The sequence below is a fragment of the Flavobacterium sp. ZE23DGlu08 genome (assembly GCF_030505335.1).
GTDB lineage: Bacteria > Bacteroidota > Bacteroidia > Flavobacteriales > Flavobacteriaceae > Flavobacterium > Flavobacterium algoritolerans.
Genome location: NZ_CP130045.1, coordinates 1,367,670 through 1,381,322, shown reverse-complemented (window position 1 = coordinate 1,381,322; position 13,653 = coordinate 1,367,670). Strand labels below are relative to the sequence as shown.

At 30.3% G+C, this 13,653-nt stretch carries 10 protein-coding genes and 1 pseudogene; all 11 read left to right on the top strand.

What is annotated here, in order from left to right; translation table 11 throughout:
* The 11 genes and pseudogenes from Q1W72_RS06125 (at nt 1) to Q1W72_RS06080 (ending at nt 13,634) form a co-directional block, all read left to right on the top strand.
* Nucleotides 1-498: a cupin domain-containing protein gene (locus Q1W72_RS06125; protein ID WP_113633792.1), complete on the top strand. Its 498-nt coding sequence runs from the start codon at nt 1-3 to the stop codon at nt 496-498.
* Nucleotides 499-1,860: 1,362 nt separating this feature from the next.
* Nucleotides 1,861-2,538 carry a response regulator transcription factor gene (locus Q1W72_RS06120; protein ID WP_099715575.1) on the top strand — a complete coding sequence of 226 codons (678 nt, stop codon included), beginning with the start codon at nt 1,861-1,863 and terminating at the stop codon, nt 2,536-2,538.
* Nucleotides 2,507-3,796 carry a HAMP domain-containing sensor histidine kinase gene (locus tag Q1W72_RS06115; RefSeq protein WP_099715576.1) on the top strand — a complete coding sequence of 430 codons (1,290 nt, stop codon included), beginning with the start codon at nt 2,507-2,509 and terminating at the stop codon, nt 3,794-3,796. The genes Q1W72_RS06120 and Q1W72_RS06115 overlap by 32 nt, the downstream gene beginning before the upstream one ends.
* A gap of 61 nt (nt 3,797-3,857) precedes the next feature.
* Nucleotides 3,858-6,272: an outer membrane beta-barrel protein gene (locus Q1W72_RS06110; RefSeq protein WP_233206904.1), complete on the top strand. Its 2,415-nt coding sequence runs from the start codon at nt 3,858-3,860 to the stop codon at nt 6,270-6,272.
* Nucleotides 6,273-6,282: 10 nt separating this feature from the next.
* Nucleotides 6,283-6,906 (top strand): hypothetical protein, encoded by a 624-nt coding sequence (locus Q1W72_RS06105; RefSeq protein ID WP_099715577.1) that lies wholly within the window; start codon nt 6,283-6,285, stop codon nt 6,904-6,906.
* 64 nt (nt 6,907-6,970) lie between these two features.
* The gene (locus Q1W72_RS06100; RefSeq protein ID WP_233206905.1) at nt 6,971-7,999 is read left to right on the top strand and encodes an AraC family transcriptional regulator; all 1,029 of its coding nucleotides are present in this window, start codon (nt 6,971-6,973) and stop codon (nt 7,997-7,999) included.
* A gap of 101 nt (nt 8,000-8,100) precedes the next feature.
* On the top strand, nt 8,101-9,507 hold the full coding sequence (locus Q1W72_RS06095) for a DUF5982 domain-containing protein (protein WP_099715578.1): 1,407 nt from the start codon (nt 8,101-8,103) through the stop codon (nt 9,505-9,507).
* A gap of 491 nt (nt 9,508-9,998) precedes the next feature.
* Nucleotides 9,999-10,088: pseudogene (locus Q1W72_RS17030) on the top strand (hypothetical protein); the annotation flags it as partial.
* 175 nt (nt 10,089-10,263) lie between these two features.
* Complete coding sequence (locus tag Q1W72_RS06090) at nt 10,264-10,695, top strand: PepSY-like domain-containing protein (protein ID WP_099715579.1); 432 nt, start codon at nt 10,264-10,266, stop codon at nt 10,693-10,695.
* A 96-nt stretch (nt 10,696-10,791) separates the two neighbouring features.
* Nucleotides 10,792-12,753, top strand: a complete 1,962-nt coding sequence (locus Q1W72_RS06085; protein ID WP_099715580.1) for an LTA synthase family protein — start codon at nt 10,792-10,794, stop codon at nt 12,751-12,753.
* Nucleotides 12,753-13,634 carry a diacylglycerol kinase family protein gene (locus tag Q1W72_RS06080; RefSeq protein WP_099715581.1) on the top strand — a complete coding sequence of 294 codons (882 nt, stop codon included), beginning with the start codon at nt 12,753-12,755 and terminating at the stop codon, nt 13,632-13,634. Before Q1W72_RS06085 ends, Q1W72_RS06080 begins: the two co-directional genes overlap by 1 nt.
* Nucleotides 13,635-13,653 lie beyond the last annotated feature (19 nt).

Here is a 13,653-nt window from a genome sequence, read left to right as displayed (position 1 = left end):
ATGAAACTTAAAAATATAGCAGGAATATTGCTTATTGGAATATTTGTATTTTCTTGTAAAGCACAAAATAAACCAACACTTTCAACAAAAACAGAATCACAAAAATCACTTCTTTTCCCTAAAGGAGAAAAAATCACAAATGCTAATTTTACTGGCACAGCTTATTTACAAATGCTGATAGCTGCTGATAGCCTTAATCCAACCTCAGTGGGAAATGTAACCTTTGAACCCGGAGCAAGAACAAAATGGCATCTTCATCCGGGTGGACAAATTTTGTTAGCAACCGATGGAGTTGGATATTATCAGGAAAAAGGGCAACCTAAAAAAACACTTCGTAAAGGGGATGTAATCAAATGTCCACCAAATATTCAACATTGGCACGGTGCGAGTATTGATACCCATTTTGTACAAGTAGCCATTACAAATACCAAAAACGGTGTACCAGTTTGGTTAGAAGCGGTAACAGATGAAGAGTATATACAGGTTCAAGCAAACTAATAAAAAAGGAACAGAAAAAAATATTGTCAAAAAACTTATTGATGAAACATTTTGGGATAATGGTTTCAGAAAATACTTGAAATTCAAATATTTCTTATTATGGACAGTTTCTGAGCCATTAAAACCGTCCTAGGATTAATTTTTACATTTGTTTAGATCGGTTTTTTACAAATTCATTTATTAAATGCCTTCATTATTTCTGATATTCAAAGATAGTTCTTTGAAAAAAATTCATCTTCAAAAAATTCTATTAGAATAAATATTGTAATTAGAGTTGCAACTAAAATTGAGAAATATTACCATTTAATTTTATGTTTTCAACGTATTTTTTTGAAAAATGACGCCTAACTTCTTGGTACTACAATGGGTTTGGGACTAAATTAAACTCTGTTTTCGGATTTGCCAAATCATTAAATACAAGATCAACTTTCCATTAAGCCAATTGTCCAAATCTGTTGTAGCTGTTGTGTACTGCTTTATTGTTTAGTAGAATTTTAAAAGTTCATTAGTTAGTTTTTCGGCATCTTCTTGTTATTTATCCTAATTTCCGCAATGACGGCTAACTTGTATATATACGCTACTTTAAAGCGTATATCTACCTCTTTATTGGTGTATATGTGCTAAATAAGCAAGGGTGTCTTTTTACAATAGTACACAAAACATAATACTACGATTGTTTTTTTTAAATAAACTGATATTTGTTTTTGTGATAATTAGGTTTTGGTTTTGATCCAAAAAATTAAGCGAACTAATTTGTCAAGAATGTTAACTAAAAACAACACCATTGGAATCCAATGGCGTTGTTTGTCTTTGTGTGGGCTGTCAGGGTTTGAAATCGAACTCTTGATACCTGTCTTGACATTTTTCGAGAATATAAAATAATTTCACTTTTGTTTCGAATTCCAACGTGGTCTTGGAACAGAAACAAATATTGGTAGATATATTGGCAAAACACAATGTTAATGCCATTCATTTGCTTTGATTGGCTTTGTAGAGGAATGGAAGGTGGCCAAATGGAAAAAAACCTTTTAAAGCAGTCCAATGCTAAAGACAATCGTTCCGTTTTTAGCAAATGTCTTTAAAATACAATACCAATGGTTATAAAAGAACAAGCTGAAGTCTTTACCGATGGTAATTTCAGATTTCACTTAGAACCAATGGACATTCCAGTTTCTAAAAGTATAAGAATGGATTTAATGTGGAATACTGACAAATTATACATTTTTGGCTTGAAATATATTATGAAAAGAAACCTAAGTACATGAATACATTATGATAACGATATGGGATTTTGTGTAGGTATGAGTTTGAAATATTAGCAAAATTCAATTTATATTCAAAATTGATTAGTTTCTTTGTGATATGAAAATTTTAATAATAGAAGATGAAATCGAAATTGCAACAAGTGTCATAAATTACTTGAGCAGTAACGATTTTCTTTGTGAATCAGCAACTACCTTAAAAGGTGCTATCGAGAAGATAGTTTTATATTCGTACGATTGTATTCTTTTAGATTTAATGTTGACTGACGGTAATGGATTTAAAATTTTAGAAGCCCTAAAGAAGCAAAACAAAACAGATGGAGTAATTATAATTTCTGCCAAAGACACTCTAGAAACTAAGATTGAAGGGCTAACACTTGGTGCCGATGATTACCTAACAAAACCATTTCACTTATCAGAATTATTAGTTCGCATTCAAGCATTAGTTCGACGAAAACAATTCAATGGAAAAAATGTGATTTCCTTTAATGAAATAGAAATAGATACAATAAGCAAGTCGGTCAAAATCAAAGGCATGAAAATCGAGTTTACCAAAAAGGAAATGGATTTATTACTATTTTTGATTGGTAATAAAAATAAAGTTTTATCCAAAAGTGCCATTGCCGAGCATTTATCGGGTGATATGGCGGACATGTTAGACAATCATGATTTTGTATATGCGCACATTAAAAACATGAAAAAGAAGCTCAAAGAAATGGGCGCAACAGATTATCTAAAATCAGTTTATGGAACAGGTTATAAATGGCAAGATGAATAAAAAACTACTTCAAAAAACACTAAATTATTATTTTATCTATGCGCTAGTAATACTAATCACAGTTGGTCCTGTATTTTATATTATTTCTAATATTTTATATGAAGACGATGCTAATGAGGATTTATATGCGATAAAAAAGCAATTTGATAAATTTACTAAAGATGATTTAACTATAATGGACATAACGCTTTGGAACAAGTTCAATCGCGATGTAAATCTCGAAAAATTCAATGGCATACAAAAAGACAGTTTATTTGATCATAGTTATTACGATGCATTAACTAAAGAAAACGAACCATTTAGAGTGCTCAACGCTCCAGTAAAAATTGAAGGCAAATGGTTCACTTTTTCTGCCAAAATAAATATGGTCGAAAAAGAAAATCTAATTGGAAGTACTGTAATTCTTTTCATTTCACTATTAGTACTTTTAATTATAGGCTTTTTCATTATCACCAAAATAATTTCAAAAAAATTATGGCAACCATTTTATGCAGCTTTAGACAAAATGGAACAATTTGAAATTGACAAATCTACTTCAGTAAAATTAATTAAAAACACAACCGAAGAGTTCAACCGATTAAATAGTGCCATCGATAGCTTAATCCATAAAAACTCTAGCATTTATCAAAGTCAAAGAGAGTTTATAGAAAATGCAGCACACGAGTTGCAAACACCAATTGCAATTTTTAAAGGTAAATTAGAGAATATACTTCAAAGAAATGACCTAAACTCAGAACAATTTAAATTGATTGATGATTTAAACAACACTACCACAAGGTTGGTTAAACTTAATAAAAATCTGTTGGTGTTATCAAAAATTGATAGCAATTCATACAATGAGATTGAGAAAATAAACATAAAAGATATTATCAATAATCAACTAACCTTTTTTAATGAACAAGCACTTTCAAAAAAAATAGATATTACAACAGAATTATCAAATGAAGTTGAAGCCAAATCAAATCATTTTCTGGCAGAAATGATAATCAGTAACTTATTTTTAAACACCATAAATCACAATGTATTAAATGGTCAAGTTATAATCAAACTTACTAATCATAGTATAACTTTCGCAAATACAGGAATACTCATAGCTTTACAGACTGAAAAAATGTTTGAGCGTTTTTCTAAATCCAATCCATCCTCTCAAGGAAATGGTTTAGGATTATCGATCATTAAAAAAATTGCGGATACAAACCATTGGTCCGTTAACTACTATTTTATGGATAGAATGCATAAATTCGAAATAGTTTTTTAAAATTCAATATTTCTTCAAATTCCATTCAGAACTTTGTTCAAAAAAAATAAAAGGAAAAAGCATGATGCGAATTAAAAACGTTCTATTAGTAACAATGCTACTATTATCGGTAGCAAATTTAAGGGCACAAAATAAATCAGTAACAGTGTCGGGTAACACAAAAGACAAAACAACTAAACTTGCATTACCATTTGTAAATGTGGCATTAAAAACTTCTAAAGATGCTACTTTAATTGCCGGAACAATAACAAATGAGGAAGGTCGATTTTCATTGGCCAATATCAAATCTGGAAACTATATTTTAGAATTCTCCTTTATTGGGTTCAAAATCAAGACACAATCAGTTTATGTTGGATCCCTTTCCGAGTTTTTAGATCAAGGCACTATCGAATTAGAAGAAGATGCCACAACCTTACAAGAAGTAGTAGTAGTATCAAAAACAAATACTGTCAGCGAGAAAATGGATAAAAAAACCTTTTCTATGGCTGACAATATTAGTCAAAGTGGCGGCTCTGTTTTACAATCCATGCAAAACTTACCAGGGGTTACAGTCCAAGACGGAAAAGTACAAATTAGAGGCAATGATAAAGTGACCGTATTGATTGACGGTAAGCAAACTGCTTTAACAGGCTTCGGAAATCAATCGGGTTTAGATAATATTCCTGCTTCAGCAATAGATAAAATAGAAATCATTAATAATCCATCTGCAAAATACGATGCCAATGGTAATGCTGGAATTATTAACATCATCTATAAGAAAAACAAAAAAGAAGGCTTTAATGGTAAAGTGGGTTTTACGTCGGGTTTAGGTGCTTTGTGGGAACGAAAAGAAAATTTGCCTACAATAAGACCACAATATTCATTAACACCAAAAATCAATCCTACACTATCACTCAATTATCGCAAAAATAAAATTAATGCGTTTTTTCAAGGCGATTATCTATACACAGAAACCCTAAATAAAAATGAATTTGTAACACGAACATACAATGACGGCACAATAATTAGCCAACAATTAAAAAGAAATCGAAACACCCATTTTTCAACAATTAAATCGGGAATTGATTGGAATATCGATGATTACAATACGCTAACCGTTTCGGGTTTATTTGGTTCAGAAAAAATTATTGATAACGGCGACCAACCTTTTTTTAATGCAGACTATTCCGAACGATTACGACTTTGGCAATTTTTAGAGGATGAATTAAAAACAACAGTGATGGGAACTGCTGCATATCAACATAAATTCAAGCAAGCCGGACATTTGTTAAATATTGGCTTCAATTATACCTTTCATAGAGAAGATGAAAAATATTTCTTCGATAACATTTTGCCAAGTTTTTCGAGTAAAGATTCCTTCAAATTATTATCAGATGAAAGTGTAATAGATCTAAATATCGATTACATAAAACCTTTAAAATACGGACGAATTGAAACAGGGTTCAAATTTCGAAACCGTATTATTCCAACAAACATGCAATTCTTTCCAGGAAATAATTCGCCTTTGGATGCAAGTGCAGGTGGTAAAGCAACCTATGAAGAAATTATTCCAGCAGTTTATGGAAACTACATTTATGAAACCAATAAAATCGAAGCCGAAATCGGATTACGCCTAGAATACTTAGATTTAGAATACGAGGTAAATCCAAACCATCCAACCTATAGAACTGATGGATATTCGTATTTCGAACCATTTCTTAATTTCCGTTTTGCTTATAAAATCAATGATGACAACAAAATATCATTGTTCTACAACCGCAGAATTGACAGACCAAACGAAGTAGATATTAGAATATTTCCAAAGTACGACGATGCCGAAATTATCAAAGTTGGTAATCCTGGACTAAGACCACAATTCACTAATTTAGTGGAATTAGGTTTCAAAAGAAATTTGAAAAAAGGCTATTTATATTCCGCTATCTACCATCGCTTTACCAATGCTACAATAACAAGAATAGCTTCTACAGTTCCTAGTAGTAATCTGATTTATGCCATTTTTCAAAACGTAAATAAAAGTTCAAATACAGGTGTTGAAATGGTCATTTCACAAGATATTGTAAAATGGTATTCTTCCAATATTAATCTTAATGCCTATTATAATCAAATCGGTGCGTTTACAGTTCAAAATTTATATCCACAGCCAAATACTTTTTCGGCAGCAAAACAAGATGTTTTCTCAGGAAATATAAAGTGGAACAACACATTGCACTTAACTAAAAAAGTGGATGCGCAACTAACGGCTGTTTATTTAGCACCAGATATTATTCCGCAAGGCAAAATTAAATCAAGATTTTCTATTGATTTAGGATTGAAAAAATCAGTTCAAAATGGTAAAGGAGAATTTTTTATAAATGCTACTGACCTATTAAATACTTTGGTAATTAAAAAAGAAATTCAAGGACAAGATTTTAGTTATACTAGCAATGACTATTACGAAACACAAGTAATAAGACTGGGTTACAACTATAAATTCTAAATTAGTTCTAATGAAAAAATTACCAGAAATTACAATGGCGTTTTGGATAATGAAAATTTGCGCTACCACTTTAGGTGAAACAGCAGGAGATTTATTTTCAATGACATTAAATATTGGTTATGCATTGATTTCATTAATCTTAGTTGGTTTTTTCATTGTTACTCTTCAATTGCAATTGTATGCTACAAAGTACAAACCAATGCTATATTGGTCAGTAATTTTGGCAACAAGCACAGCTGGAACTACAATGTCAGATTTTATGGATCGCACATTAGGCTTAGGATATGCCACCGGTTCATTACTTCTAATTACAATATTGATTGCAACATTTGTAGCATGGAAAAAAACGGAGAAATCAGTATCCGTAAACGATATTAATACATTTCATGGTGAAACATTCTATTGGATAGCTATTTTATTTTCTAATACATTGGGTACAGCGTTAGGCGACTTTTTAGCCGATAATTCAGGTCTTGGGTTTCTTGGTGGTGCGTTGCTTATTGGAAGTTTATTACTGCTACTAATTTTAGCACACTATTTTTTGAAAGTTTCGGAAGTACTATTGATGGCAGAAACCCTCGAGCTGCACGAAACGCATAAAAACCTCGATAAAAAGAAACATTATCTAAAATAATATAAAGATATTTCGCACTATTAAATATTTTTCAAATTTTGTATCTTGCAAACAGTAAATTTTAATGATGCTTAAAACAATTCAAATTATTGCATTACTTCAAGGACTTTTCGTCCTTTTTGTTTTATATAACAATCGCAATAGTTATAAGAACACAACTTTTTGGTTATTATTCGGAAGTTTATTTTCTATCGTTTTATACATTATTGGAGATGACAAGAATAATATATTTGTTAATAACACCGATTGGTTTCTTTTCGATAACACACTTTTTATAACATTTCTATTTTTGTTTTTTAGGTATTTCAAAAGCAATAAAGAAAAGTTTATAAAATCAGATTACTGTTTTTTCATACCAAATATCATTTATCTAATTCTTGAAGTAATTGAAATAAAATTAATTCAAACTAATATAGTCATTGAAGTTTTAGAAGTATTCTGCGAATTAACTTTTATCATCTACTTATTACTAATTTTATTTTCCATAATTTCAAGTAAAAGAAAAAATTGGATTATATATTTCATCATTCCAATCATTATTTTGTTCGTTTTTTCACTCATTAATGATATTCTTAAAATCGTTGGATTATCAGAATTACCGTTTTTATACGACCAAAATTTCAATTCATATCTTTTAATAGTTGTTGCGTTTTTATTCTATTTTATAACTTTTAAGTTGTTTAATGGTAATAAAGAAATTTTACCTAAAGTAGAAATCGGTAAATACAAAAACTCAAATCTAAACGATGAAACAATTAGTAAATATAAAACTGCTTTAATCAATGCAATGCAAATTGATAAAATATATCTTGATGGAAAATTATCCATACAAGATGTTTCAGATAAATTAAATATTCCGCGTCAATACATTTCTGAAGTTTTAAACGAACATATGAATACCAATTTTCAAGATTTCATAAATGAATATAGAGTGGAAGAATTTGTAAACCGACTAAAAAACGACCAAAACAATAATCTTACACTTTTAGGAATCGCTACAGATGTAGGTTTTAATTCTAAATCTTCTTTTAATGCTACATTTAAGAAATTCAAAGGCTTAACACCAACACAATTCAAGAAAAATCTTTTGTAAAAAAAGTAATTGGTACAAATCAATCATTTTGCACTTATTTCATTTTTATGAAAACACAATCACTTACGATATTTGCGAAATAATTAAAAGAACCCAAAATTATGTCGCAACTTAAATTAATTAAAAAGATTCTCTTTTGCTTTATTTTAACTATTTCAACGTACTCGATTAACGCACAAGTAAACGATACACTTTCATTTGTAAAATCAAAACGAATGTCAGATGATGACCTTGCAAAAAAACGAGAAGGAACTTTCATAACGGGTTTGCCTGACTTTTCATCAGATCCTGTTACAGGTTTTGGTTTTGGTCTTAGAAGTAATGTCTATTGGAACGGCGAACGAACAAATCCACTTTTTGCCTACACACCTTACTTGGCAAAACTAAAAGCTAATGCAGCATATTACACTTCAAACGCAAGAGAATTAATTTTATCTTTAGATGTACCATATTATAAAGGAACACGTTGGAGATTTAAAATTGATTTTAAAGCACAACAAAATCCAGCAAATTTATATTTTGGCTCAACAGAATCAACGTTGGGCAATCTACGATTGCCATCCAATGAAAACATTACTTTTTCAACATATGAAGCATTTGACAAAGCAAGAAAAACGCTGAGACCAGGTGGAATTGGCGAAGCAAGTTTTGTGACAGATGCCTTGTCAAACCGATTTAGAGAAACAGAATATATGCTTAATCTAAAAGGAGATTACGCAATAGGAAACGGAAAATGGCGAGTAATGGGTGGTTATGAAATTCAAAATTTAAGTTATAAAACTTTTGAGGGAGAGGAAGCAGAGGCAATAAATCCAAATTCAGGAGAAGAAACTACTGCTCCAAATGGATTTTCACTTTTGCAAAGAGATTTTAATCAAGGCTTAATATCTGGCTTAAATGGTGGTTGGATTTCAATTTTACAAACCGCATTAATTTATGACACAAGAGATTTTGAACCCGACCCAACCAAAGGTTACTATTTTGAAATAGCAAATGAATATTCTGGCAAATATATTGGCTCACAATTTGATTTCAATAAACTTTTTATTCAAGCAAGAGCATATCAAAAGTTGCCTTTTGGAAAAAGAACTGTTATCGCTGGAAGATTTGGAGTTGGTAACATTTTTGGCTCGAATGCCCCATTTTTTGAATTTCAAGACCAATGGAGTCCAGAAGGTAGCATCAATGCACTTGGTGGAAAGCAATCATTGCGAGGTTATCGAGCAAATCGGTTTTTAGCACGTTCTATGTGGTTCACAAATATTGAAATAAGATATAGAATTGCAGAAACAAAATTAGGAAAACAAAGATTTGCTTTCGGTGTCGCACCATTTTTTGATGCAGGAACAGTAAGAGACGAATGGCAAAATCTAAACTTTAAAAACATTCGTTACTCGTATGGTTTAGGTGCAAGAATTGCTTGGAATCAGTCCACAATTTTATCATTTGATTACGGAATATCAAAAGAAGATAAACTCTTCTACATCGGCATAGGTCAAGCTTTTTAACAAATTAGTTTGGTATTATTTGTAAAGATTTTGGAGATATAAAAATAGTGTATGTTACAAACAGAAATATAAAACTAACTAGCGGATTTATATTTATTGCTATCGCAATTATATATATCTGCTCCGCATTTATATAAATATGTTTCGCATTTACATTTCTGTTTGTCCTATTTATATCAATCCAATTTATATTTATTTATGTGTGACTTATATTTTTTGTAATCCGATTTGTATTTATACCTATCAGACTTAAATTTATTGAAACCCGAAACCTAATTATGAAAGGATTACAAAACAGAACGGAAACAGAAGAATAAAGGGCATCTGCCAACAATTGCTAAAACTCATGGCTAGTTTTTCGGTAAATTGTTCATTTACTTTTCATAACTTCTCTCGGGCAATTATGGAAAAAAAGCTTTCCATAAGTCGCCACGAGCTCTAGCAAAGAAACGTTTTGGTTAGCATTTGTTTTAACACGACCATTCGGAGCAACTTTTGGAGATTTACTTACAAAACCTTTGGAAAAAGGCGGTCTAAATTTTGGAACTACTTGTCGTCAGCTATACTATTTACAATTTTAATGCTATTAATAACCGTTGCCATTATTAAAAACAATAAAATAGAAAAACAAAAACTGATTATTGGAAAGTAATATCATAAAAACTTCATAAAAAACAGTCCCAAGCCCAAAATTCAATATTTATTCTAAATTGGTTTTCATCTTTGACTATTATTAATTTATAAAATAGAATAGCAATGAAAAAATCAATAATTGTGATAACCTTAATAATGGTATCATTAGTGTCGTTTGCTCAAAAAACGAAAGAGCAAAATGTGCCTCAAGTAGTCAAAAATGCGCTTCTTCAAAAATTTCCAAAAGCAAAAGAAGTAAAATGGGATAAGGAAGGGAAAAACTTTGAAGCAAGTTTTGATTTGAATAATGTAGATAATTCGGTTTTGTTAAGTCAAGATGGAAAAATTGTTGAAACAGAAATTGAAATTAAAGTCAGTCAATTGCCTAAAAATGCGTTGCAATACTTAAAGGATAATTATAAAAATCAAAAAGTAAAAGAAGCAGCAAAAATTGTTACTGAAGAAGGTACTATAATATACGAAGCCGAAATTAAAGGCAAGGATTTGCTTTTTGACGAGAACGGTAATTTCATCACTAAAGACAAGGTTAGTTAGATTTTTTTTAAAGCATCTAGACAGTATGTGTGGGTGTTTTTTTCTGTTTACAAATCACTATTTCACTCTCTTTCAAAATATTATTTACCAACTATTATGTTCAAAAAAACCAACTTATCAACCAGATACGCATTGTTACTTACTTTTGTATTATGGTTTGTTATTATCTCTCAGATAGTAAGAATTATTTTTTTTATATGGCAATACGACGAAGTTTCGTTTAACATTTTCACTGTTTTAGGAACAGTACTAACAGGATTATTTTTCGATATAGGTACAATTAGTTTTATTGTATTTCCTGCCATTATTTATTACTTCATTTTTCCAAATAAATGGGTTGGCTCGTTGGTTGATAAAATATTCATTTGGTTTTTTACCACAGTAGTAACCTTTATATTAGTATTTACCTTTTTTGCCGAAATTACTTTTTGGGACGAATTCAAAACGAGATTTAATTTCATTGCAGTAGATTATTTAATATACACTCACGAAGTTATTTCAAACATTCAACAATCATATCCTCTACCAATATTAATTAGTGGAGTATCATTAATTGTATTTTTAGTCTTATTTCTATTTTATAAAAGAAATGCCTTCAAAAACACATTTTCACAAACTACAACTTTAAAAGAAAAAAGTATTGTGTTAGGTACTGGTGTAGTTTCTTGTTTGTTTTTTACAACATTTATAACAAATAATCAGGCGGAATGGTCTAAAAATAGATACAACGCTGAAATATCAAAATCGGGAATTTATTCATTTTTTGCAGCTTTCAGAAACAATCAAATGGCATACTATGAGTTTTATACTTCTGTAAATAACAAATCGGCTTTTGCTATTATTAGAAATAAATTGAGCGATAAAAACAGTAAATACCAATCAGAAGGATTATCTATTCACAGAACAATAACAGACACAACTAACCAAGAGCCAAGTAAAAAGAATGTAGTATTTATTTTGGTTGAAAGTCTTAGTGGTAGTTTTATGAACGAGTTTGGAAATAAAGAAAATATTACACCTTTTTTAGATAGTTTAGCTCAAAAAAGTGTGTTTTTCGACAATTTATATGCCACAGGAACTAGAACCGTTCGTGGTATGGAAGCAATGACACTTTGTATTCCACCAACACCGGGACAAAGTATCGTAAAACGTCCCGAAAATCAAAACCTATATACCGTTTCAAATGTTTTTAAAACCAAAGGATATAACTCAAATTTCTTTTATGGCGGCGATGGTTATTTTGATAATATGAACGCGTATTTTGGTGGCAACGGATTTACAATTTATGATCGTGGACGAGGTAGCGTTTTAAGTGATAAAATTAAAACGGTACGAAATAATATTAATGATAACGAAGTGACTTTTGAAAATGCTTGGGGTATTTGTGATGATGACATTTACTCTAAAATGCTTAAAGTGGCTGATGAACATTACAAAAACAACAAACCATTTTTCAATTTTGTAATGACAACTTCCAACCACAGACCGTATACTTATCCTGACAATGCAATTGATATTCCATCAGGAACTGGTCGTGAAGGAGCTGTAAAATATACTGATTATGCCTTAAAAAAAATGTTTCAAAAAGCCAAAAACAAACCTTGGTTCAAGAATACTGTTTTTATAATTATTGCCGACCATTGCGCTAGTAGTGCAGGTAAAGATGAAATTGATGTTGCCAATTATCACATCCCGGCATTTATAATAAATTTTCCAGAAGCAATAAACCAAAAAGTAAAAAAACAATGCTCTCAAATAGATGTTTTTCCAACATTTTTTTCAATGATGAATTGGAGTTACGAAAGCAATTTCTTTGGTAAAAATGTATTTAATCCAAACTTTGAAGAACGCGCATTAGTAGGAACATACAGAAAATTAGTATTGATGAAAAAAGAAAAAGTAATGATTTTGTCTGACCAAAAGAAGCAAGCATTTTATACTTGGAATAAAACCGATAATAGATTAAAACCATTGCCATTGGACAAAAATTTCCTAAATGAAACCATTTCTTGGTATCAAACTGCTGATTATTTATTTACTAATAAGCTGCTTGAATAATGGTTTACATTCATTTTATTGTTAATCCAATATCAGGTAGTGGAAAACATAATATTGGCAAAACCGAATTAGAAAAGCATTTTCCAAAGGAAACTTATAAGATTGCAGTTGACTATTCAAATTATAAAAAACACGCAATCATCCTTACCCAAAATGCAATTTCTAACAATCCGGACTGTATTGTAGTATGTGGCGGAGATGGCACCATAAATGAAGTGGCGTCGTGTTTAATTAATACCAAAATAAAATTAGGAATTATTCCAGTTGGTTCTGGAAATGGTTTAGCTTCTAATCTAAACATTCCAAAATCATTGGATAAAGCAACGGAAATTATACGTAAAGGCAACACACAATTTATTGATGTTGGAAAAGTAAACGACCATTATTTTTTTAGCAATGTGGGGGTTGGAATTGATGCAACGATTATAAAAAAATATGAGAGTTACAGTAAGAGAACATTGTTTTCTTATGTTCGGGCTTCTATAGCATCAAGTATTCAATTTAATCCGATGGAAACGATACTTTCATTTAACAATCATATTGTCAATACAAATGCCTTCATGATTTTTATTTCTAATTCAAATGAAATGGGATATGGAATGAGTTTAACACCTAAAGCAAGTTTAAATGATGGTCTATTAGATTTAGTTGTAATTTCTAAACTAAACTTATTTGATAAACTAATTTTAGGTATGAGAGTAATATCAAATAAAATAGAAAAATTCGAAAAAGCACGACACACATTAATCGAAAAAATAAATATAGAAATGCCTAAGAAAATCTTCGTAGACACGCAAATTGACGGAGAATTTCATAATTTGAGAACAAATAAAATAGAAGTTACAATAATAAAAAGTGGATTAGAAGTTTTGACAGAATAAAATTTAAACTAATTAAGTT

What these genes read in the sequence shown, in the direction of transcription:
- Q1W72_RS06125 (WP_113633792.1), top strand. Translation starts at nt 1, where the DNA reads ATGAAACTTAAAAATATAGCAGGAATATTGCTTATTGGAATATTTGTA.
- Q1W72_RS06120 (WP_099715575.1), top strand. Translation starts at nt 1,861, where the DNA reads ATGAAAATTTTAATAATAGAAGATGAAATCGAAATTGCAACAAGTGTC.
- Q1W72_RS06115 (WP_099715576.1), top strand. Translation starts at nt 2,507, where the DNA reads ATGGAACAGGTTATAAATGGCAAGATGAATAAAAAACTACTTCAAAAA.
- Q1W72_RS06110 (WP_233206904.1), top strand. Translation starts at nt 3,858, where the DNA reads ATGATGCGAATTAAAAACGTTCTATTAGTAACAATGCTACTATTATCG.
- Q1W72_RS06105 (WP_099715577.1), top strand. Translation starts at nt 6,283, where the DNA reads ATGAAAAAATTACCAGAAATTACAATGGCGTTTTGGATAATGAAAATT.
- Q1W72_RS06100 (WP_233206905.1), top strand. Translation starts at nt 6,971, where the DNA reads ATGATGCTTAAAACAATTCAAATTATTGCATTACTTCAAGGACTTTTC.
- Q1W72_RS06095 (WP_099715578.1), top strand. Translation starts at nt 8,101, where the DNA reads ATGTCGCAACTTAAATTAATTAAAAAGATTCTCTTTTGCTTTATTTTA.
- Q1W72_RS06090 (WP_099715579.1), top strand. Translation starts at nt 10,264, where the DNA reads ATGAAAAAATCAATAATTGTGATAACCTTAATAATGGTATCATTAGTG.
- Q1W72_RS06085 (WP_099715580.1), top strand. Translation starts at nt 10,792, where the DNA reads ATGTTCAAAAAAACCAACTTATCAACCAGATACGCATTGTTACTTACT.
- Q1W72_RS06080 (WP_099715581.1), top strand. Translation starts at nt 12,753, where the DNA reads ATGGTTTACATTCATTTTATTGTTAATCCAATATCAGGTAGTGGAAAA.